Raw genomic sequence first — 21,869 nt, forward strand, 5'->3', positions numbered from 1 at the left:
GCACCGGCAAGCCCAACCGTGCCCTGTCCGACGCCGGCCTGCGCGGCCGCTGGTGGCGGTTCGCCTTGATCCTGGCCATCACCGCCGTCGTGCTCGTGCCCATCATGGTCACCGTGGTGCTCGCCGTCACCCCCGGGCCCACCAGCACGTCCACCGGCTTCACGCTGGAGAACTTCGGCTCCGTGTTCTCGCAAACGCTGGCCTCGACCTGGCTCCAGAACAGCCTGATCACCACGCTCAGCACGGTGATCGTCTCGGTGGCCGTCGCCGCGCCGGCAGGCTACGTCCTCTCCCGCGGCCGCAGCAAGGCGGTCTCCGGCTACTCCCTGCTCCTGTTCGTCATGCAGTCGCTGCCCATCATCACCTCCGTGGTGCCGCTGTTCATCCTCTTCGCCGGCATGGGCCTCGTGGACAACCTGATGGGCCTGACCATCATCTACGTCGGCTCGACCATGACCGTGGCCACCTGGATGATGGCCGCCTACTTCGATTCCATCCCCATCAGCCTGGAAGAAGCATCCTGGATCGACGGCTGCTCCGTCTTCGGCAGCTTCACCAAGGTGGTGCTGCGGAATTCCCTCCCGGGCGTCCTCTCCACCGCGATCTTCGCCTTCCTGCTGGCCTGGAACGACTACCTGGTGGCCATCGTGTTCCTGCGCTCCACAGAAATCTTCACCCTGCCCATGGGCGTGCAGTCCTTCTTCCAGCAGAATCAAACTKACTGGACATCCGTCATGGCCCTGGCCGTGATCATGATGCTCCCGCCCATCATCGTCTTCGCCGCCCTCAACAAGTACTTCAGCGTCGGCGGCATCGGCGGATCCCTCGCCGGCCGCTAGACACCTGGCCCCACCCCCGACGTCGGCCGGCTAACCGCAGGGCCGCTCCCCTACTTGAGAACAACCGACTCCCCGCAAAGGAACGCAATGTCCTACTCAATCCAGCTGTACACCCTCCGCAACGCCCTGCAGGAAGACCTGCCCGGCACCATCACACAAGTCGCCGAGCTCGGCTTCACCCAGGTGGAGCCCTACAACTTCGTCGCCACAGCCGCCGAGCTCGGCGCGGCCCTAAAGGCCAACGGCCTGACCGCCCCGTCCGGCCACGCCCCGCTGCTGAGCCAGGACCAGGACGAGATCTTCGCCGCGGCCAAGGAACTGGGCATCAGCACGGTCATCGATCCCTACCTCCCGGCCGAGCACTGGCAGTCCGCCGAGGACATCCAGGCCACCGCCGCGAAACTCAACGCCGCCGCCAAGAAGGGTGCCGGGTACGGCATCCGCGTCGGCTACCACAACCATGCCTGGGAGCTGGAGTCCAGCATCGAGGGCCAGACGGCACTGGAGTACTTCGCCGGGCTGCTGGACCCGGAACTCGTCCTGGAACTGGACACCTACTGGGCCGCCGTCGGCGGCCAGGACCCGGTGCAGCTGCTGCAGCGCCTCGGCGACCGGGTCAAATTCATCCACATCAAGGACGGCCCCGTCTCCACGGACACCAAGGCCCAGCAGCCCGCCGGGCAGGGCAAAATTCCGGTGTGGGATGTCATCGAGGCGGCACAGTCCCTGGAGGTCGGCGTCGTGGAGTTTGACKACTACGCCGGCGATATCTTCGACGGCATCGCCCAGAGCCTGGGCTACCTGCAGAGCGGTTCCGCCAGCGCCAAGGGCGTGAACGCATGAGCACCGCAGCAACCGGACGCGGCCCGGTGGGCGTCGCCGTCATCGGCGCCGGAAACATCAGCAAGCAGTACCTGGACAACCTGACCGTCTTCCCCGACCTCAAGGTCCACGTGATCGCCGACCTCTTCGAAGAGGCCGCCGAGGCGCGTGCCAAGGAATACGGCATCCCGGAGTGGGGCGGGGTGGACGCCGCCCTGAACCACCCCGACGTCGAGATCATCGTGAACCTGACCATCCCGGCGGCGCACGTGGAGGTGGCGACGGCCGCCGTCAACGCCGGCAAACACGTCTGGACGGAAAAGCCGTTCTCGCTGGACCGCGAATCGGGCCTGGGCCTGCTGAAGGCCGCCGACKCCGCGGKGCTGCGGCTGGGCTGCGYCCCGGACACGTTCCTGGGCGYCGGGCTGCAGACCGCGCGGCGGCTGATCGAACGCGGCGACATCGGCACCCCGCTGACCGCCATGACCACGTTCCAGACCCCCGGCCCGGAATCCTGGCACCCCAACCCGGCCTTCTTGTTCCAATACGGCGCCGGACCCCTGTTCGACATGGGCCCGTACTACCTCACGGCCCTGGTGCAGACGTTYGGGTCCGTGCGCCGCGTGGCCGCCACCGGGTCCAAGGCCAAGGAAGTCCGGATGATCGGCTCCGGGCCCAAGGCCGGCGAGGAATTCATGGTCGAGGTCCCCACCCACGTCTCCGCGATGGCCCAGTTCGAGTCCGGCGCGTCCTCCCACAGCGTCTTTTCGTTCGAGTCACCGCGGCTGCGGATGGGCTTTGTGGAGATCACCGGGACCGAGGCCACCATCTCGCTGCCGGATCCGAACTACTTCGACGGGGACGTCAGGCTCTGGCGCGCCGGCGACGAGGAGTGGACCGTTATCCCGGCGACCGGCCCCAGCCAGGGCCGCGGCATGGGCGTGCTGGACATGGCACGCTCCATCCGCGCCGGCGTCCCGCACCGTGCCACCGGCAACCTTGCCTACCACGTCCTGGACACCATGGTCTCGATCTCCGAGTCGATCGATTCCGGTGCCTTCGTCGACGTGGAAAGCTCCGCCCCCGCCTCCGCAGCCCTCCCCGAGGACTGGGACCCCACCGCTTCCACACTCTAGGAACCAGTAATGAACTCCCACGAAACTACCCCCGGATCTTCCCCCTTGGGAGTGGCCATGATCGGGTACGCGTTCATGGGCAAGGCCCACTCGAATGCCTGGCGGAATGTTGCCAGCTACTTCGACGTCCCGGCCTTCGAACGTCGCGTCCTGGTCGGACGCGACCCCGCCGGGGTGGCCGAGGCCGCCGCGAAATACGGCTGGGCCGAGTCCTCCACCGACTGGCGCAAGGTGATCGCCCGTGACGACATCCACATTGTCGATATCTGCGCGCCGGGCTGGATGCACGCGGAAATCGCCATCGCCGCCCTGGCCGCCGGCAAGCACGTCCTGGTCGAAAAGCCGCTGGCCAACACCCTGGCCGAGGCCGAGGCCATGGCGGAGGCCGCCCGGGCTGCCCGGACCCGGGGGGTGCAGTCCATGATCGGATTCAACTACCGCCGGGTTCCGGCCMTGGCCTTGGCGCGGGAGCTGATCGCGGAGGGCCGGCTCGGCACCGTCCGGCACGTCCGCGCCGCCTACCTGCAGGACTGGCTCGTGGACCCGGAGTCACCCATGACCTGGCGGCTGAACAAGGACACCGCAGGGTCCGGGGCGCTGGGCGACATCGCCAGCCACGCGATCGACCAGGTGCTGTTCCTCCTCGGCGGCCAGGTCACCGAGGTCTCCGGCCGGCTGCACACCTTCACCCCGCAGCGCCCCGGCGCCACCGGGCTGGAGGACGTGACAGTCGACGACGCCGCCTGGGCCACGCTGACCCTCGCCTCCGGGGCCATCGCCTCCGTGGAGGTCTCCCGGGTGGCCACCGGCCAGAAGAACTCGCTCAAGCTGGAAATCTACGGCGACAAGGGAGCCCTCCTGTTCGATCTCGAGGACCTCAACGAGCTCGGCTTCCTCGATGCCACCCTGCCCGTCCGGGAACAGGGCTTCCGCCGTATCCTGGTCAACGAACCCGAGCACCCGTACGTGGACGCGTGGTGGCCGCAGGGCCACGTGCTCGGCTGGGAACACACCTTCACGCACGAAATCCGCGACTTCCTCGCGGCAGTGGGCAACGGAACCCAGCCCTCGCCGTCGTTCGAGGACGGACTGAACGTCCAGCGGATCCTCGCCGCCGTGGAAGAAAGCGCCGCGGCCAAGAGTTCGCTMATCCAGCTCACCCCGTCCACACCGACCACCCAGCCCGCTACCGAAAGAGCCTGACATGCCCCGCCCGTACACCCTGTTCACCGGCCAGTGGGCCGATCTCCCCTTCGAGGAAGTCGCGCGCCTGGCCTCCGGCTGGGGCTACGACGGCCTGGAAATCGCCGTCTCCGGCGACCACCTGGACGCCTGGCGCTGGGACGAGCCCGGCTACGTCGAATCCAAGCTCGCCGTGCTTCAGAAGTACAACCTCAAGGTCTGGGCCATCTCCAACCACCTCAAGGGCCAGGCCGTCTGCGATGACCCGATCGACTTCCGKCACGAGGCCATCGTCGGAGCGCGCGTGTGGGGCGACGGCGATCCTGAGGGCGTGCGCCAGCGCGCCGCGGAGGAAATGAAGCACACCGCCCGGCTCGCCCAAGCCCTCGGCGTGGACACCGTCGTCGGATTCACCGGCTCCTCCATCTGGCAGTACGTCGCGATGTTCCCGCCCGTGCCGGAGAAGGTCATCGAGGCGGGCTACCAGGACTTCGCCGACCGCTGGAACCCCATCCTGGACGTCTTCGACGAATGCGGGGTCCGGTTCGCCCACGAGGTCCACCCCTCCGAGATCGCCTACGACTACTGGACCACCGTCCGGACCCTCGAGGCGATCGGCCACCGCGAAGCCTTCGGCCTGAACTGGGACCCGTCCCACTTCATGTGGCAGGGCATCGACCCCGTCTCCTTCATCTGGGACTTCAAGGACCGGATCTACCACGTCGACTGCAAGGACACCAAGCTGCGCCCCACCGGCCGGAACACCGTCATGGGCTCGCACCTGCCCTGGGGCGACCCGCGCMGCGGCTGGGACTTCGTCTCCGCCKGCCGCGGGGACGTGCCCTGGGAATCGTCCTTCCGCGCCCTCACCTCGATCGGCTACGACGGCCCCATCTCCGTCGAGTGGGAGGACGCCGGCATGGACCGGCTCCACGGCGCCCCCGAAGCCCTCGCCGCCCTCAAGAAGTTCGACTTCCCGGCCTCGAACACCTCCTTCGACGCCGCCTTCAAACAGTAAGGGCATGCCGCGGGTGTCCGGATCCGMTACGTTTCCGGACGCCCGCGGCGAAACCGGTCCGGCACACCCCGGATCCGCGGTGCGCCCGCCCGTTCCTGTGGTCCTGGTCCGATTTCGTAGCGGAATCCTCCGGGAGCCGTCACCGTCCAGCGTCCGCTGTCCAGTGCCCACTGTCCAGTGCCCACTGTCCACCGATCCCGTCACCAGGAGCCTCGCCATGCCGGATGCCCCGGACACGCCCACAACTGCTGCGGAAAGCACCATCGCGCCGCGGCAATTGCTGCCCGGCCAGCGCTGCGAGGTGTGGATCGCGTCCCTCACYGGTGAACACGAACTGGTGTTCACCACCGGGGACGTGCTCCTTGAGGCGCCGAACTGGACTCTTGACGGCGCGGCTCTCATCCTGAACGGCGCCGGGAAGCTGTGGCGCTTCGATGTCGGGACCCGGACGATCAGCCAGGTGCCCCTCACYGGAATCCCGGACCTGAACAACGACCACGTCCTTGCCCCGGACGGCACCGGAATCTACCTCTCKGCGAACGACGGCCACATCTACCGGGCGGCGCTTGGCGGCGGTGCGGCTACTCKGATTACTGACGACGACGGGTACTTCCATTTCCTCCACGGCGTGAGCCCGGACGGACAAGAGCTGGCCTATGTGGGCATCGAGGCCGGCGATTTCACGCAGCCCGGCAGGCTCCTGACCCTCCCCGCCGACGGCGRCACCACCGCCCCGCTGAACGTGGGTGGTCACTGTGACGGACCTGAGTACTCCCCGGACGGCGAATGGCTCTACTTCAACACCGAAAACTTCACCAGCCAGCCCGGGCACGCTCAGCTTGCCAGGCTCCCCACCTCCGACGGCGGCGCCCCGGAGCAAGTGTTGACGAGCGACACTGTGGACTGGTTCCCGCACCTCTCCCCCGACGGGCGCATGGMCAGCTACATCCGGTTCCCCACCGCCACGGTGGGCCACCCCGCGGACCTGCCGGTCGACGTCGTGCTTGTCTCAACCGGCGACTGGACCACACCGCTGCACACATGGCCTCTCTTCGGCGGCCAAGGGACCCTCAACGTGAACAGCTGGTCTCCGGATTCGGCGCGGTTCGCGTACGTCGCCTACCCGATTGACGGACGTCCCRGCGCCGAACTCCTMCGTACTGCAAGTTCCGCCGGCTGTTGACACGGGACTCCGCGCGGTCCGATGCTGAGCTGATCCGGTATTGCTGACCCTCGGTGCGGCTTTGCGCATCGAGTAAGTGCAGGAAAATCCCCCTCCTCGTGCGACCCAGCAGAGAGATAGCAAAAAGGAGCACCCCCATGCACATCGATATGCCGACCCGGTACGACGTGGAACGGCTGGCCGCCGCGCGCGATCCACACAGCGTCACCGTGTATCTTTCGACGAGCAGCGTCCCGGCCCATTCGGAGGACAATCAGTCCAGAGCCCGGTCCTTGTTCAGTTCCGCCGTCKAACAGCTCCGCCAAGGGGGAACCAACGACGCAGTGGCCGCGATAGAAACCTTCCTCGACGAGCTGCTGGGATCCCCCGAGTTCTGGTTTGACATGGGGCGGAGCGTGGCCATCTTCGTGACCCCGACATCAATTCTTGAGTTCCGTTTGCCTAACGATCTCGAGGACCACGTGAGCGTGTCCGACCGCTTCGCCATCACCCCGCTGCTTCGCGCCCTCACCTTCCCGRACGCGGCGCTCGTGCTCGCAATCTCACAGAACGGGGCGCGGCTCATTGAGGTCACGGCGGACCGGCCGGCAGAGGAGGTCACGGTACCGGGTATGCCCCGGGATGCAGCAAGTGCCGTCGGGCTCGAATCGATAGGCGGCCGCTCCGCATCTGGCCGGCTGCAGGGCGACGAGGGACGAAAGGTACGGCTGACCCAATATGCCCGTTCCGTCGACCACGCGCTTCGTCCACTCTTAAACGGGAATTCCCTCCCGCTGGTGATCGCTGCGACGGAACCACTCACCAGCGTCTACCGCAACCTCACAGGCTACGCACACCTTGCGTCCGAAGTCATCGAGGGAAACCCCGATGAACTGACACCGGCCCAACTGGCGGAAGCGGCGCGTGGGGTGCTCGACCGGATCTACGCGGCCGATCTTGTTGCTCTGCAAACGACGTTCGAGGAGCGTCGTTCCAACGGCCGTGGCACGAGCGACCTCAGCGACCTGGCTCGGGCCGCCGCCTTCGGCGCCATTGCGACGCTCGCCGTGGACATGGATGCACAAGTCAACGGTGCTGTCGGAGACGACGGCGCGCTCACCCTCKACGGGGACACCGGGCAGGACGTGGTTGAGGAAATCGCTCGCCGGGCCCTCGGCGCGGGCGCCCGGGTCCTGGCCGTGCGCCGCTCCGATCTGCCGGAAAATGTGGAGGCGGTCGGAATCCTTCGCTACACCATCTGATATGTAGCTCTGCCCGCCAAACCAAGCCAGTCGTCATTGATGCCCTGGCCGCGCCGCGGACTAGGGTTTTAGCTATGACGCACCAGATCCGGACAGCAACCGCGGACGACGCCGGGAGGCTGGCGGCGCTTGCTGCCGTCACCTTCCCGCTCGCGTGCCCGCCGGAATCCCGGCCGGAGGACATCGCGGCCCACCTGGCCAACACCCTGAGCGAGGCCAATTTCCGGGCMTATCTGGCAKATCCGGCGGTCACGGTCCTGGTGATTGACACCGACGGCGAGCTCCGCGGCTACAGCCTGCTGGTGGCCCGCCCCGCCCGGGACCCGGAGGTGGCCGCGGTCCTGGCCGAGCTGCCGTGCATCGAACTCAGCAAGTGCTACGTCCACCCGGACCACCACGGACTCGGTGCCGCCGCCGAATTGATGCACGCCAGCATCGCCGCGGCCGTGGCGGCGGGTGCCCGCGGACTGTGGCTCGGCGTGAACAGCCAGAACGCCCGGGCCATCCGGTTCTACGAGAAGTCCGGCTTCCGCAAGGTCGGCACCAAGTCCTTCCAGCTGGGCGACACTCTGGAGCAMGACTTCGTCATGGAGCGCCGGGTCACGCCGTGAGCGCGGGGACTACCTGCGCCGAGCTMACGCCGGCCTGCCCGTGACGAAGCCGACACGCCGTCGGGGAATGGACCTGCCGCCGTCGCGGTTGTCGCCGGCATGAAGATTGAGATCTGGTCCGACGTCGCCTGCCCCTGGTGCTACATCGGCAAACGCCGTTTCGAAACCGCCCTCGCAGCCTTCCCGCACCGTGATGCCGTGGAGGTGCAGTGGCGCAGCTACCAGCTGGACCCCACGCTCCCGGAGCACTACGACGGCACCGAACTGGACTACCTGAGCACGCGCAAGGGCATGGCCCCGGCGCAGGTCTCGCAGATGTTCGAGCACGTGGCGTCCCAGGCCAAGGGCGAGGGATTGAACTACCGGTTCGACGCCGTCGTGGTGGCCAACAGCTTCACGGCCCACCGGCTGCTCCACCTCGCCGCCGCCCACGGCAAGCAGGACGCCGCAAAGGAACGCCTGCTCAGCGACCACTTCGAGCACGGCAAGGACATCGGAAGCCAGGAGTACATGACCGCCCTGGGACTGGACCTCGGACTCGGAGCCGGAGACCTCGCGGAGCTGTTCAGMACGGACGCCTACGCCGACGACGTCCGGAACGACATCGCGGAGGCCCGGGCCCTGGGCATCAGCGGCGTCCCGTTCTTCGTGATCGACCGGAAGTTCGGGCTCTCCGGCGCCCAGCCCGCGGATACGTTCACCGCCGCCCTCGAGCAGGCCTGGCAGGACAGCCACCCGCTGGTCATGGTGGGCGCCGCCGGCGCTGACGCCGCGGACGATGCTTCTGCGGACTCCGGCGCCTGCGGCCCCGGCGGCTGCAGCGTCTGAGCCGCACCGCCTGAGTCCGACGCCGTCGAATTCGCCGGAAACGTCCGAGTTCGCGGGAAGTTTCCGGCGACCCCGCAGGATTCCGGCGAATTCGAGGCCGTCACTGCGATGCCCGGCCTAGAGTGAATCATGGACACTTCGGCCGGACCGGACGGATCCYGGACCTCCCTGTTTACCGATCACTACGAGCTGACCATGTTCCAGGCGGCGCTCCACTCCGGGACGGCACACCGCCGGTCCGTCTTCCAGGCCTTTGCCCGCGGGCTCCCGGCCGGGCGCCGGTACGGGATCGTGGCCGGCACCGGCCGGCTCCTTGAAGGCATCGCGGACTTCCGCTTCAACCAGGACGACCTCGATTTCCTGGCCGGCACCGGGGTGGTTAATGAGGACACGCTGGAGCACCTGTCCGCCTTCCGGTTCTCCGGCGACATCTGGGGSTACCCGGARGGYGAGGCSTACTTCCCGCACTCCCCCGTGCTGATCGTGGAATCGACCTTCGCTGAGGCCTGCGTCGTGGAGACCTACGTCCTGTCGGTGCTGAACCACGACAGCGCCATMGCCTCGGCCGCGTCCCGGATGACCAGTGCCGCGGGCGGCAGGCCCTGCATTGAGATGGGGTCCCGCCGCACGCACGAGGAAGCGGCCGCCGCGGCGGCCCGCGCGGCCGTGATCGCGGGCTTTTCCGGAACGTCCAACCTGGCCGCCGGCCGGCGCTACGGCCTCCGGACCGTCGGCACCGCGGCCCACTCCTTCACGCTGCTCCACGACTCCGAGCGCGACGCCTTCGCGGCGCAGCTTGCCTCGCTGGGGGCAGGAACCACACTGCTCGTGGACACGTACGACGTCGAAGCGGCCGTCCGCACCGCCGTCGACCTCGCCGGAGACAAGCTCGGGGCCATCCGGCTGGACTCGGGAGACCTCGTGGCCCAGGCACGCTGGGTCCGCGAACTTCTGGACAGCCTCGGCAATGTGCACACCAGGATCGTGGTGACCTCCGACCTGGACGAGTTCTCCGTCGCCGCGCTCCGGGCAGCGCCGGCCGACTCCTACGGGATCGGCACATCGCTGGTGACCGGTTCCGGGGCGCCCACGGCCGGCATGGTCTACAAGCTGGTGAGCCGGGCCGGCGACTCCGGCGGGCTGGTTGCCGTCGCGAAGACCTCGAAGGACAAGATCAACGTGGGCGGCCGCAAGTTCGCGGTGCGCCGCCTGGATGACCGCGGCACAGCCACCCATGAGGTCCTCGGCGTGGGCCATCCGCCGGCGGACGGCAAGAACGGGCGACCCCTCCTGCAGCAATTCATGAAGGACGGCGAACTCCTGCCCGGCTGGACCGGGCCAGGCGCGGTGGGGCGGGCGCGGGAACGGCACACGGCCTCCATGGCGGAGCTGCCCCGGGTCGTGGACCGGCTGCAGCCCGGCGAACCGGCCATCCCGACCATCTACGAGTGAAGCGTTCGACGTACCGCCCGGCGCTGATCGTTCGCGGACCGGTTGGCGTTTTCGTGCTCAACGGAGGCCACCGGCTCGGTGCGGGCGAAGAGCTAGCCGTCCGGCTATTCGTCCTCCACCGCGTACTCCCGCCACATTAGATGGGACCATGGGGACATGACATCTGCTCGCGGATTCTCCGGCTTCTTCCGGCGTCCCCAGCCCATCAAACCCAACGCCGGTCAAGAATCGGTGTGGGACTATCCGCGGCCGCCAAGGGTCGAGCCTCGATCGGAACGGGTCATCGTGCGGCTTGGCGGGCAGGTGATTGCCGACACCACCGATGCCGTGCGCGTCCTGGAGACGAGTCATCCCCMCGTCTACTACTTGCCGTTGGACTCATTCCCTGCCGGCGTTCTCGTCCCGGTCGAGGGCACCAGCTTCTGCGAGTTCAAGGGAGAAGCGCACTACTTCGACGTCGTCGCCGGCGGAGTCGGCGTTCCCCGTGCCGGGTGGACCTACCCGGAACCCACCCGGGGGTTCGAGGCGCTCAGTACCCGAGTGGCCCTCTACCCGGAGCACATGGACTCCTGCGAGGTCAACGGCGAGCAGGTGACCTTCCAGGAGGGTGGCTTCTACGGCGGTTGGATCACCAGACAGATCGTTGGCCCGTTCAAGGGTGGCCCGGGCACGGCCGGGTGGGGAGCACATCGATCTCGCCCGTCGGCAAGACTCGCCCCTGACTTCGCGTCTGGCTGCTGGGTAAATGGTGCACCGGCCGGGATGACTTCCGCGGAACTGAGCGTGGCCGGCCGTGTCGCAGCCTCCCACCCGCCCGATTTGGTGACAGATCGCGCTAAAGTGTCCGTATGCCTAGGATTTCGGCCGCGAGCAACGCCGCCCAACGTGCCGAGACCCAGCGCCGCATCCTGACCGCGTTCGGGGAACTCCTGTTCACGCACGGGCTGCCCGGCCTGACCATGACCGATGTCGCGCGCCACGCCCGGATCGGCCGGACCGCCGTGTACAACTACTACGCGGACATCGAAGAACTCCTCATCGCGTACGCCCTGGACGAGACCGAGCGGTTCCTGGTCGATCTGCGCGAGTCGCTGGATTCGCTGGAGAACCCGGTGGAGCGGCTGGCTGTCTATGTCCGGGCTCAGGTGGAGGACCTGAGCCGGCGCCACCTGCCGCCGGGACCGGCCATGGCGGCGGTACTCTCGCCGTCGTCGTTCGCCAAACTCGCCGACCACGTGGGCGATCTCAGCGTGCTCCTGCAAGGCATCCTGCGCGACGGCATGGTTCAGGGCTACCTGCCCGAGTCGGACATCGCCCAGCTGGCCCAGCTCATCCACGGCACGCTCTCCTCGAGCGCGGCCCGGGGCGACGGCGCCGGCCAGGACGCCGAGGCCGAGGCCCGGCTCGCCCGGACGGTGCGGTTCATCCAGCTCGGCGCGGGGGCCAGGTTCGACGACGCCGGCCGGCCGGTCCGCCTCGGCAGCTAAGCGGCGGCGCCTACCCGGCCGTCGGGGTCGCAGCCGGCGCAATCGGCCAGGTGGTCTCATCCACGATGCGCCGGTTCTCGCGGGGGCAGCTGAGCTGGCCCGGTGTCTGGTCCACGAGTTCCGGCTTGGCCAGTTCCTTGAAGTCGCCGGTCAGGATGACATCCACGCTGGGATCCGTGCGGTTGTCCTGGAAATAGTCCGAGCCCGGCAGGTTGCGCTGGACGCTGAAGGCGGCCGACTGGCCGGCGGCCCCGGAGACGATCAGCGCCACGCCGCGGTAGCTCGACGTCGTGTTCCCCACGGAGCCCACGATGAACTTCCGGGCGGCAAACTGGTCGGCGACGCTCCGCGCCAGTMCGGGCCGGCTCGTGGAGTTGTAGATGTTGAGGTTGATCTTCTCCGGCGGCGTGTAGTCGAAGGTGGCCGCCGGGCACACCGACACTGGCGCCTTGCTCCGTTCCGCCGTGGCAATCTTGATCTGGCCGTTCATGATGGCGAGCGMCACCACGATCGCCGCCACGATCACGCCGACCAGCATCACCAGCACGACGCCGTGCAGGATCCTGCGGCGCAGCCGGACGGGGCTGTCCTCGGCACCGTCCTCCTCCACGAACGTGGCCCGCAGCTCGGAGCCACTCACGACGCGGTGCCCGTGCAGGACCGTCGAGTCAGCCCGCTTCCTAGCCATTTATCACGAGGACCCGCGCGTGGATGGCGGTGCGCTGGTGCAAGGCGGTGCGGACTGCCCGGTGCAGGCCGTCTTCAAGATAAAGCACGCCACGATACTCCACGACGTGCGGAAAGAGGTCACCGAAGAAAGTGGAGTCCTCGGCCAGCAGAGCTTCGAGGTCCAGCGTGCGCTTGGTGGTCACGAGCTCATCAAGCCGGACCGGACGCGGCGGCAGGGCCGCCCAGTCCTTGGGCGTGTTGTAACCATGGTCGGGGTACKGGCGTCCCTCGCCCACAGCTTTGAATATCACCATGCCAGCCTAAGGAACTTGTACGCGCAAAGGAATGAAAGTCCCGGACCGGCGTGAGGTTGTGGCCAAACGGTAACCATTTGTCACGGGCCGCGCCGCCGCATGTCACATCCGGCGCACGGCCGTCGATCTTCTCCACACTTCACGCAAAGGTTCCCGACGGCTGACAGAATAGCTGTATGACTTCACCCGAGACTTCCCCTGTGCTGGCGCTGCTGCTCGACGTCGACGGTCCGGTCGCGAGCCCGGTCACCCGCGATGTGCAGCCCGGAATCATTGCGGACCTGCTGGCCCTTGCCGCCGCCGGCGTGCCGGTCATCTTCAACACCGGCMGATCGGACACGTTCATCCGCGAGCAGGTCATGGAACCGATGATCGCCGCCGGCATGCCCGCCGGCACCGTCATCCACGCCATTTGCGAAAAGGGCGCCGTCTGGTTCAGCTACACCTCCGAAGGCCCCGGCACGGTCCACGTCGACCGCGAGCTCGCCATCCCGCAGGCCTTTGGCGACGACGTCCGCCGCCTGGTCGCCGAGGACTACTCCAMCCACATGTTCTACGACGAAACCAAACGCGCCATGGTCTCCGTGGAGCAGCATATCGCCGTCGCCAACCCGGACTACCGGGCCGAGCAGGAACTCTTCGACGCTGATGCCATGAACCTCATGGTCCGGCACGGGCTTGGCGTGGTGCGGCTGGACCACCACGTCCCGGATTCRGATGACCAGATTGATTTCMGTGTCGACCCGACCATCATCTCCACCGATATCGAGTCGGTGCGGCTGGGCAAGGATCTGGGCGCGAGCCGGGCGGTGGAGTTCCTGGCCGCGCAGGGCATCACGCCGCAGGCMTGGCGCACTGTGGGCGACTCCCGCACGGACTACGCCATGGCCGACTGGCTGCACCACAACGACCACGCCGTGAAGCATGTGGACGTCCGGCCGGCGGACGGCATCCCGGTCAAACCCTACGAGGTCCTCACCGCTGCCGACCTCGGGCTCGGCGAAGACGTGATCCACGACGACGCCGGTGCCGCCTTCCTGCGCCACTGGCTGGCCGTCGTCACCGGCTGAGGTCCGCTGCCGCCGCTTTCTGTGCGGTTACACACGCGCCCGGTGCGTGCGGGATTCCGCGGCAATTTTGAGGGCAGCGTTATCATGCAAGTAGATATCAACGCACTCAAAGAAACGGGAGATCCGACATCACCGACGCAGCCATCCAAGACGAGATTTACTATGGCAGCCAGGCATCCGAGGACGCCCACGCCGAGGTCACGTCGGCGGCCGCAGTCGCCAGATTCCGGACCCGCTCCGACGTCGTCCGCCACCGCGGCCGCTATGCGCTGATCAACGAGAACCGCACCCCGTACCAGGCGATGGTCGAAGACCTCATGTTCCTGCGGTCAGTTCTGGCCGGCGCAGGCCTCGGCTATCTGCTGGTCCGCGGCAACAACCACCGCCCGGTGATCGCGGTCGACTGGAAAGACCGCAAGGTGCTGCGCGACGCCCTCGTCGAAGCGTGCCGCGACGAGCCCTTCTACTCCATGAGCGTGGACGCAAAGAAGAAGTCTTCCGTGCTGGTGGCCGACGGCGAGCTCTCGCCGAACCGCCAGGCCCGGATCTTCCGTCTGTACCGCCCCCGGGTGGAACCGGAGGGCGGCTTCGAGTTCGGCGCTTCCGCCGGCGTCCAGCTGGAGCTCTGGAGCTTCGAAGGCGACCAGCTGATCCTCCCGATCGAGAACTCCCTGACGCGCYGCACGCTGCTCGCCCAGGACGCAGTGCGCGGCACGGTGGAACGCTACGGCCACACATGGCCCACTATCKAGAACATGTTCGCGGACCACGCCAGCGACATCAGCTTCGACATCGACCTCGTGTTCTCCTGGGTGGACGGAAGTTCCCCCGAGTACATCGCGGCCCGCCGGGCCCGGATGGCCGGCGTCGTCGTGGGCGAGGGCGATGACCACGAGGCCCGCTTCCGCCAGATCGACGAGCTCAAGTACGCCCTGCGCTCGGTCTACATGTTTGCGCCGTGGATCCGCAGGATCTTCATCGCCACCGACTCCCCCGCCCCGGCATGGCTGGCGGACCACCCGAGCGTCACGATTGTCCGCAGCGAAGAGTTTTTCGCCGACCCCTCGGTCCTCCCGACGCACAATTCGCAGGCCGTGGAGTGCCAGCTGCACCACATCGAGGGGCTGTCCGAGCACTTCCTGTATTCCAATGACGACATGTTCTTTGGCCGGGCCGTGGGACCGGACATGTTCTTCACCCCGGGCGGGATTACGAAGTTCATTGAGGCCGAGACGCGGATCGGGCTGGGCGACAACGACGCCGAACGCAGCKGCTTTGAGAACGCCGCCCGGGTGAACCGCAAGCTGCTCTGGGACCGCTTCGGGCGCATCACCACCCGGCACCTGGAGCACACGGCGGCCCCTTTGCGGCGCAGCGTGGTGGAGCAGATGGAACAGGAGTTCCCGGCCGAGTTCGCCAAGACCGCCGCGAGCACGTTCCGGGCCGCGGACAACATCTCCGTGACCAACTCGTTCTACCACTACTACGCGCTGCTCACAGGCCGCGCCGTGACCCAGACGGCCGCCAAGGTGAAGTATGTGGACACCACGGCCCGGGCCGGACTGAACTACCTGCCCAAGCTCCTGGCCAAGCGGAACATGGACTTCTTCTGCCTCAACGACGGCAGCTTCCCGGAGGTCCCGGCGGAAGAGCGCGCCGAACTGGTCACGGATTTCCTGGAGAAGTACTACCCCATCAAGGCGCCCTGGGAAAAGTAGCCGAGGGAGCATCGGCCCGGGACGAACCGCGGGGAAGAGTTGCKGGCTGCGCCCGCGGACCGGTGAACCAGCAGGGCGGTGAATCAGTTCAGGGTGGTGTACCTGCGGTGTGCCGGCGTCCGGGACGGCGCTTCGAGCTGGGCCTGCTCCGGAATGGTGATCCCTGCGGCCGCGAGCCGGCGCTGGACTTCCGCCGGAGAGACGAGTTCCCCGACTGCCGGGGTGTCGCCGAGCAGCACCACGGAGTGCACAATCGTGTGCTCGTAGACGTGGACCAKGTTGAACGCCTGCCCGCCGTCGCGCCCGCGTGTGCCGCCCACAGCAACGTTCAGGTCCTGTGTGTAGCACGTCGCTGATGCCACGGACACGGGGATGCCGGCGAACGTTGCGGTGGTCGAGTAGTGCAGGTGACCGCCCAGGATGGCACGGACATCGGAGTTGCGCAGGATTCCGGCAAGCGCCGACTGTCCCCGGAGTTCCACCAGCACGGCAAGGTCCAGCACGGACGGCACCGGCGGGTGGTGCAGGGCGAGGATGGTCCCATCCGGGGCCGGGGTGGCGAGTTCGGCGGCGAGCCAGTCCAACTGGTCCTGGCTCAATTCGCCATGATGGAAGCCGGGCACGGAGGTATCCAAGGTGATAATCCGCAGCCCKTTGACGAAGTAGCTGTGATCCACCGGGGCGTCGTTGTCCGCCTGGTCCAGGAGCCCGGCCCGGAAATTGGCCCGGTCGTCGTGATTGCCCATCGCCCAGATGACCTTGGCTCCCATGGCCCTGCACGCAGGCTCCACGATGGCGCGGAGCTTGGCGTAGGCTTCCGGTTCGCCGAGGTCGGCGAGGTCGCCGGTGAAGATCACGGCTTCGGGGCGTGCACCTGAGGCGTGGACCTCGTCGAAGAGTTGTTGGAGCAGGGCTTCGCTGTCAACGACGCCGTACAGGGGTTGCGGACCCCCCAGCAGGTGGGGGTCGCTCAGATGAAGTAGGAAATGACGTGGCCGGGGGTGCTCGGCCTCGATGCGCTCCATTGCTACCTTCTTGGTTGGGTGGAAGCGGTGCCTCCAGTGTCCCTCTCAGTAAGGACTATCCAACCAGACATTGGGCAAACAATGTAAAAACTCGGTCACGCATATTCAAAAATCGCAGATTAACAGATGGCCGCCCCTCACATGCTTCAGAGGGCATATTAAGGCGGCGGCGGCCCGGCGGCACACCGAAGCCCCAGCTCAGCGGGGCAACGGCGGTGCCGCCGGGTTCCGRGCCTGCTAGCTCAGATACCCGTTGGGGTTKAGCACGAACTTCGTCGCCGCGCCGGCGTCGAATTCGGCGTAACCTTTCGGAGCATCCTCCAGGGCAATCGCCTTCGCGTTGACGTTCTTGGCGATGTGCACCTTGTCATGCAGGATGGCCATCATCAGCTGCCGGTTGTACTTCATGACCGGGCACTGTCCCGTGGTGAAACTGAGCGACTTTGCCCAGCCCGTTCCGAGGCTGAGCGAGAGCGAGCCCTTCTTCGCGGCCTCGTCCACGCCGCCCGGATCACCGGTGACGTAGAGCCCCGGAATGCCCAGGGCGCCGCCGGCGGCCGTCACTTCCATCAGCGAGTTCAGGACGGTAGCGGGGGCCTCATGCGCTCCGGCCCCGTGACCCTTGGCCTCAAATCCCACCGCGTCCACGCCACAATCGACTTCCGGGACGCCCAGAAGCTGCTCGATTTGCTCGGCCGKGCCGCCCTTGCTCAGGTCGATGGTCTCGCAGCCGAAGCTGCGTGCCTGCGCCAGGCGGTCCGCGTTCATGTCACCCACAATCACGACGGCGGCACCCAGGAGCTGGGCACTGGTCGCCGCGGCGAGTCCCACAGGCCCTGCGCCGGCCACGTATACGGTGGACCCGACGCCGACGCCTGCGGTGACCGCGCCATGGAATCCGGTCGGGAAGATGTCCGAGAGCATGGTCAGGTCCATCATCTTTTCGAGGGCCTGATCMTTGTCCGGGAACTTCAACAGGTTCCAGTCGGCATACGGGACAAGGACGTAGTTGGCCTGGCCGCCTACCCAGCCGCCCATGTCCACGTAGCCGTAGGCGCTGCCCGGACGGTCCGGGTTGACGTTCAGGCAGATGCCGGTCTTGCGCTCTTTGCAGTTCCGGCAGCGCCCGCAGGCGATGTTGAAGGGGACGGAACAGATGTCCCCCACTTTGATGAATTCAACATCGGGCCCCACTTCGACCACCTCGCCGGTGATCTCGTGGCCCAGCACCAGGTCGRGGGGAGMGGTGGTGCGTCCCCGGACCATGTGCTGGTCTGAGCCGCAAATATTCGTGGCAACGGTTTTGAGGATTACGCCATGGCGCACCGAACGGCCCACGTTGGCGGGGTTGACCCCCGGACCGTCCTTGAGTTCAAAGGTGGGGTAGTCAATGTCGATCAGTTCGACCTTGCCCGGCCCCTTGTAGGCAACGGCTTTGTTMCCTGTCATCTATTTCCTCCTGCTTTCACGAGCCCCGGTCTGGGCGCTCTGGTGTGATTCACGAAGTTCTTTGATGCGCCCTCCACAGGGGCACCGTGACCGCACCGCCGACGGGCTGCTGCCAGGGATGACTGTGCCGTGGGTGTGCCCGGAATGTTGGAGGGTCTGGCCAGTCTAGGCGCCAAGCCTGCTTAGGGATAGGGCTGAGTTCCTCTGGAAGCCGGGCCGTCCGATTCAGCCGAGGGCCGACTGGACAGCCTCGATGATTTCCGGTGCGTCCGGCTCCACGGTGGGTGCGAAGCGGGCGATGATGTCGCCGTCGCGGTTCACGAGGAACTTCTCGAAGTTCCACTTCACCAGGCCCGGCAGGATGCCGTTCTTGAACTTGGTGAGCTCGGCGTAGAGGGGGTGCTGGTTCTTGCCCCGGACGTTGGCTTTGGCGGTCAGCGGGAAGGTCACGCCGAAGTTGCGCTGGCAGAATTCGGCGATCTCGGCGTCGGCCCCGGGTTCCTGCCCCGCGAACTGGTCGCACGGGACGCCGAGGACCTGAAACCCCTGGTCGCGGAACTTGTTGTGCAGCGCCTCGAGCCCCGCGTATTGGGGCGTGAAGCCGCACTGGGATGCCACGTTCACCACCAGCACCACCTCCCCCTTGAAGCGGCCGAAGTCGGTCTCGGTGCCGTCGATAAGGGTCAGGGGAATGGAGTGCAGAGCGGTCATGGGTGCGTCCTCGCGGTGTCGGTGGTCCGAAGCAGGGCCCGGAACTGGTCCCTCCAGCGATTCGTAGCCGAAGCGTGCGGGTATGGGTCTGCATCCCGGGCACAGGTCCGGGGCCGAAGCGGGCGGCCTGCCCCGAGCCCGAAGGCGTGTTCCGGGAAAGTCCCGCTGGCGGTTAGCGGGTCGGCGTTGTGGTGGGCGTTGTGGTGGGCGTTGTGGTGGTTTTTGTGGCGGTTGTCGTGGCGGACTGCGTGGTGGTGGCTGGCGCAGGGTCCCCCGTGGGCGCGGTGACCGGCGCCGGCGCCAGGGGTTTRGCTGGCGGGGCCGACGTCTTGGCGGCAGCCTCGGTCGCGCTGGGAGAAGCCGACGCGGTTGTCGGGGCCACAGACGACGGGGCTGGTGCAGACGGCGTCGCGGAGGCGGTTTTCGTCGGCGTCGGCGTGGCAGTCGGCGTCGCCGAGGCGGACTTCGTCGGCGTCGGCGTAGGCGTAGGGGTGACGGTTTTCGTCGGGGTCGGCGTGGCCGTCGGAGTCGCGGAGGCGGTTTTCGTCGGCTTCGGGGGACTCGTGGACGGCTTGGCCGCCACAGCGGCAGGCTGTTCCTGAAGGCCGCCGGCCACCACGTGGGTCAGGTCCTCCCGGACGGGAATCGCCCATCCAAGCCCTGCATTGGCAGGATTGCCGGCGTCGGGCGCGTAACTGGTCAGTTCGATCGGGCCGAGCCGGTCCACCTGCTTGATGGGGATGAACTTCCAGCCCATCGGGTCGGTGTGAGCGCCGTTAAGGATGGTTTCGAAATGGAGGTGGCAGCCGGTTGAGGAGCCGGTAGTGCCGACCAGGGCAATGACCTCGCCCACCCGCACGGAGTCGCCCTTCTTGACGGCAATCCCCTGGAGGTGGTTGTACGTCGTGATAAGACCGTTGCCATGGTCAATTTCCACCCGGTTACCGCCGCCCCACGGGTGCCACCCGACGGCCCGCACCACACCGGCGTCGGCCGAGTAAACCCGCGTTCCGCAGGCGGCGGCGAAGTCCTGGCCCCAGTGGAATTCGCCGGCAACCCCCGTCAGCGGGCTGGTGCGCAGTCCGAACGGGGACGACGGCACCAGCGTTTCCAGGGGGGCCATGAGGAACCCGGCCGCGGGCCGGCTCAGGCCCGCCGAGGCGACATTGAGCTCGCCGCCAACCCCCTCCTTGGTCACCGTTTCCACCGTGCTCCTGCTGAAGGCCACGAGCGCCTGGGAGTCCGCGGTCACAGCACCCGGAGTCGCCGATGACGCGGTCGCGGCCCGCTGGGTAGCCGGGTCGAGCGTTTCAGGTCCCACGGCGCCGGCGGCCGGCACGTCGGCGGGCTCAACGTAGGACACGCTGGCGCCCAGTCCCTGAAAGCCGCCGAATGTCAGAACAGCMAGGGACAGGCAGAGGCCTCCGGAAACGCAGCGCACGGCAATGGTCCGTGCCCTGGTTGATTGCTCACTCGATGAGTTTCCCCAGTGTTTTCCCACGATGTGACTCCCGCTATATGCCCGCCAGACCCCAATCTTCACGGACTTACCCCACTATGGGACCACAGACCGCCGGCCCTGTGAACCGTCGGCGGGCCCCTTTTGCGGCCGCACCCGGGGAACCGAGCCTGTCCCGAGTAGCGGGCCGACCGCGKCCCAGTAGTCCGCCTCGGACTTGCAGGTGCCGAGGACCCCGGAGCCGGGTAAGAATGGAGGATGCGCAATGTCCTCAGGGAATGGCAGGCGGAACTCAAACAAACGTTCACCGGGACGCGCGACACCGTGCCTGAATGGGTGCCCCGGCTTGCCGAGGGAGACGACGCCGGCTACCACCTGCCAGGCTCGGCGGTCTGGACCGTGCACGGGGACATGCCAACCATCGTCGCGGGAATCCGAGCGCTGCTGATGCAGGCGCTCCATCCCGGTGCACTGGCCGGGGTCCACGATCACTCCCGCTTCCGCGAAGACCCCCTGGGCCGGCTGGCCGGCACCATCCGCTGGATCTTCACCGTTTCCTACGGCTCCACGGGCGCGGCCCGAGCGGCCTCGGACTGGGTCCTCCGGCTCCATCAGACGGTCCGGGGGGAATTCGTGGACGGCCACGGCGTCAGGCGCTCGTACGCGGCCAACGATCCCGAGCTGCTCCGCTGGGTCCACATTGCCTTCACCGACGCCTTCCTCTCGGCCCACAAGCTGTGGGGACGGCCGATTCCGGGCGGACCTGACGCGTATGTCCGTGAGTGGGCCCAGGCCGGCAGGCTCATGGGCGTGGAGGCCCCGCCTCTGAGCGAGGCGGAAATGCGGCAGCAACTGGACCGCTGGTACGACGACGGCGAGCTCCGCAGTGATGAAAGGGTCGCCGAGACGGTGGCCTTCATCCGTGATCCGCCCCTCCACCCGGTGCTCAGGCCCGGCTACCGGGTCCTGTTCGCGGCCGCCGTGGCCAGCCTCGAACCCAAATACCGCGAGATGCTGGGCCTCCGGACCGCGCGGCTGGGCCCGATCCCGCTGCCGGTGAAACTGGCCACGCGGGTCACCTTGGGCGTGGTGCACCTTGCCCTGGGCCGGATGGGCCCGAGTGAACAGGCCGCCCGGACCCRTCTGCGCCGGCTGGGCTACCTAGCCTGAGACGGAGTGAGATGTGGTGCCGCTGGCGCGGGCGCCCAATCCTGCTGGTGAAGCTGCTGGCCCCCGACCTCACGAGGAGCCAAGCCTGCGGACGCAAAAAGGCCCCGGTCCAATGGACCGGGGCCAACCGCGGAGAATGGGGGATTTGAACCCCCGAGGGCGTTAACCCAACACGCGTTCCAGGCGTGCGCCATAGGCCGCTAGGCGAATTCTCCAGTTGCTTCTGAATCAAAAGCAGATACTAGAATACCTGAACTTTCCGGCATCGCCCAATTGAGCCCTCGCCCGCCCAGCCAGGGGCGCCTCCGCGGGACATGTCCCACGGTCCACGCCCTCACCGCCGGACATGTCCCACGCTCCAGCCCAGGGCTGGACATAATGCCAAACAGCCCAGTCCTCCCCGCGAAGAATGGGCGTGTCCCSCACTGCATGACTCGCCCAAGGGAGATGCCCCGCACTGGGCGCGATGACTGGACATGATCCTC

At 67.3% G+C, this 21,869-nt stretch carries 20 protein-coding genes, 1 tRNA gene and 1 pseudogene; 15 read left to right on the forward strand and 7 right to left on the reverse strand.

The window, feature by feature from the left end:
- From AC1DBQ_RS09090 to AC1DBQ_RS09145, 12 genes and pseudogenes are all read left to right on the forward strand, one after another.
- Nucleotides 1-839, forward strand: an 839-nt coding sequence (locus AC1DBQ_RS09090; protein WP_476928193.1) for a carbohydrate ABC transporter permease, incomplete at its 5' end; no start/stop codon positions are given.
- Between the two features lie 87 nt (nucleotides 840-926).
- Nucleotides 927-1,682, forward strand: a complete 756-nt coding sequence (locus tag AC1DBQ_RS09095) for a sugar phosphate isomerase/epimerase family protein (RefSeq protein WP_476928194.1) — start codon at nucleotides 927-929, stop codon at nucleotides 1,680-1,682.
- Nucleotides 1,679-2,797, forward strand: a complete 1,119-nt coding sequence (locus AC1DBQ_RS09100; RefSeq protein ID WP_476928195.1) for a Gfo/Idh/MocA family protein — start codon at nucleotides 1,679-1,681, stop codon at nucleotides 2,795-2,797. Before AC1DBQ_RS09095 ends, AC1DBQ_RS09100 begins: the two co-directional genes overlap by 4 nt.
- A 9-nt stretch (nucleotides 2,798-2,806) precedes the next feature.
- Nucleotides 2,807-4,000 (forward strand): Gfo/Idh/MocA family protein, encoded by a 1,194-nt coding sequence (locus AC1DBQ_RS09105; RefSeq protein ID WP_476928196.1) that lies wholly within the window; start codon nucleotides 2,807-2,809, stop codon nucleotides 3,998-4,000.
- A 1-nt stretch (nucleotide 4,001) separates the two neighbouring features.
- Entirely contained in the window at nucleotides 4,002-4,997 is a 996-nt protein-coding gene (locus AC1DBQ_RS09110) for a sugar phosphate isomerase/epimerase family protein (protein WP_476928197.1), read from the forward strand.
- A gap of 217 nt (nucleotides 4,998-5,214) precedes the next feature.
- Nucleotides 5,215-6,180, forward strand: coding sequence for a TolB family protein (locus tag AC1DBQ_RS09115; protein WP_476928198.1), 966 nt, complete (start codon nucleotides 5,215-5,217; stop codon nucleotides 6,178-6,180).
- A 137-nt stretch (nucleotides 6,181-6,317) separates the two neighbouring features.
- On the forward strand, nucleotides 6,318-7,421 hold the full coding sequence (locus tag AC1DBQ_RS09120) for a baeRF11 domain-containing protein (protein WP_476928199.1): 1,104 nt from the start codon (nucleotides 6,318-6,320) through the stop codon (nucleotides 7,419-7,421).
- Between the two features lie 74 nt (nucleotides 7,422-7,495).
- Nucleotides 7,496-8,032, forward strand: a complete 537-nt coding sequence (locus AC1DBQ_RS09125) for an N-acetyltransferase family protein (RefSeq protein WP_476928200.1) — start codon at nucleotides 7,496-7,498, stop codon at nucleotides 8,030-8,032.
- 99 nt (nucleotides 8,033-8,131) lie between these two features.
- Nucleotides 8,132-8,860: a DsbA family oxidoreductase gene (locus AC1DBQ_RS09130; protein ID WP_476928201.1), complete on the forward strand. Its 729-nt coding sequence runs from the start codon at nucleotides 8,132-8,134 to the stop codon at nucleotides 8,858-8,860.
- Between the two features lie 129 nt (nucleotides 8,861-8,989).
- Complete coding sequence (locus AC1DBQ_RS09135; RefSeq protein ID WP_476928202.1) at nucleotides 8,990-10,312, forward strand: nicotinate phosphoribosyltransferase; 1,323 nt, start codon at nucleotides 8,990-8,992, stop codon at nucleotides 10,310-10,312.
- Between the two features lie 156 nt (nucleotides 10,313-10,468).
- A pseudogene (locus tag AC1DBQ_RS09140) lies at nucleotides 10,469-10,993 on the forward strand (DUF427 domain-containing protein); the annotation flags it as partial.
- 167 nt (nucleotides 10,994-11,160) lie between these two features.
- Complete coding sequence (locus AC1DBQ_RS09145) at nucleotides 11,161-11,799, forward strand: TetR/AcrR family transcriptional regulator (RefSeq protein ID WP_476928203.1); 639 nt, start codon at nucleotides 11,161-11,163, stop codon at nucleotides 11,797-11,799.
- Nucleotides 11,800-11,809: 10 nt separating this feature from the next.
- Here AC1DBQ_RS09145 and AC1DBQ_RS09150 read toward each other — a convergent pair whose 3' ends face one another.
- Nucleotides 11,810-12,487, reverse strand: a complete 678-nt coding sequence (locus tag AC1DBQ_RS09150) for a LytR C-terminal domain-containing protein (protein ID WP_476928204.1) — start codon at nucleotides 12,485-12,487, stop codon at nucleotides 11,810-11,812.
- Entirely contained in the window at nucleotides 12,480-12,779 is a 300-nt protein-coding gene (locus AC1DBQ_RS09155; RefSeq protein WP_476928215.1) for a type II toxin-antitoxin system VapB family antitoxin, read from the reverse strand. The genes AC1DBQ_RS09150 and AC1DBQ_RS09155 overlap by 8 nt, the downstream gene beginning before the upstream one ends.
- A gap of 179 nt (nucleotides 12,780-12,958) precedes the next feature.
- On the opposite strand from AC1DBQ_RS09155, the gene AC1DBQ_RS09160 reads away from it, so the two are divergent.
- Together AC1DBQ_RS09160 and AC1DBQ_RS09165 are read left to right on the forward strand one after the other, a co-directional pair.
- Nucleotides 12,959-13,852: a hypothetical protein gene (locus AC1DBQ_RS09160; protein ID WP_476928205.1), complete on the forward strand. Its 894-nt coding sequence runs from the start codon at nucleotides 12,959-12,961 to the stop codon at nucleotides 13,850-13,852.
- Nucleotides 13,853-14,154: 302 nt separating this feature from the next.
- Nucleotides 14,155-15,570 carry a stealth family protein gene (locus AC1DBQ_RS09165; RefSeq protein ID WP_476928206.1) on the forward strand — a complete coding sequence of 472 codons (1,416 nt, stop codon included), beginning with the start codon at nucleotides 14,155-14,157 and terminating at the stop codon, nucleotides 15,568-15,570.
- A gap of 83 nt (nucleotides 15,571-15,653) precedes the next feature.
- On the opposite strand, the gene AC1DBQ_RS09170 is transcribed toward AC1DBQ_RS09165, so the two are convergent.
- The 4 genes from AC1DBQ_RS09170 to AC1DBQ_RS09185 form a co-directional block, all read right to left on the reverse strand.
- Entirely contained in the window at nucleotides 15,654-16,595 is a 942-nt protein-coding gene (locus AC1DBQ_RS09170; protein ID WP_476928207.1) for a phosphodiesterase, read from the reverse strand.
- Between the two features lie 237 nt (nucleotides 16,596-16,832).
- Nucleotides 16,833-18,044, reverse strand: a complete 1,212-nt coding sequence (gene fdhA, locus AC1DBQ_RS09175) for a formaldehyde dehydrogenase, glutathione-independent (RefSeq protein WP_476928208.1) — start codon at nucleotides 18,042-18,044, stop codon at nucleotides 16,833-16,835.
- A 225-nt stretch (nucleotides 18,045-18,269) separates the two neighbouring features.
- Nucleotides 18,270-18,755, reverse strand: a complete 486-nt coding sequence (locus AC1DBQ_RS09180) for a glutathione peroxidase (RefSeq protein WP_476928209.1) — start codon at nucleotides 18,753-18,755, stop codon at nucleotides 18,270-18,272.
- A gap of 172 nt (nucleotides 18,756-18,927) precedes the next feature.
- The gene (locus AC1DBQ_RS09185) at nucleotides 18,928-20,118 is read right to left on the reverse strand and encodes a M23 family metallopeptidase (protein WP_476928210.1); all 1,191 of its coding nucleotides are present in this window, start codon (nucleotides 20,116-20,118) and stop codon (nucleotides 18,928-18,930) included.
- 354 nt (nucleotides 20,119-20,472) lie between these two features.
- Between AC1DBQ_RS09185 and AC1DBQ_RS09190 the strand changes: the two genes are divergently transcribed.
- On the forward strand, nucleotides 20,473-21,384 hold the full coding sequence (locus AC1DBQ_RS09190) for an oxygenase MpaB family protein (protein WP_476928211.1): 912 nt from the start codon (nucleotides 20,473-20,475) through the stop codon (nucleotides 21,382-21,384).
- A gap of 130 nt (nucleotides 21,385-21,514) precedes the next feature.
- On the opposite strand, the gene AC1DBQ_RS09195 is transcribed toward AC1DBQ_RS09190, so the two are convergent.
- A tRNA-Ser gene (locus tag AC1DBQ_RS09195) sits at nucleotides 21,515-21,599 on the reverse strand.
- Nucleotides 21,600-21,869: the final 270 nt, after the last annotated feature.

This window comes from Arthrobacter sp. 10T413_2 (assembly GCF_056394205.1).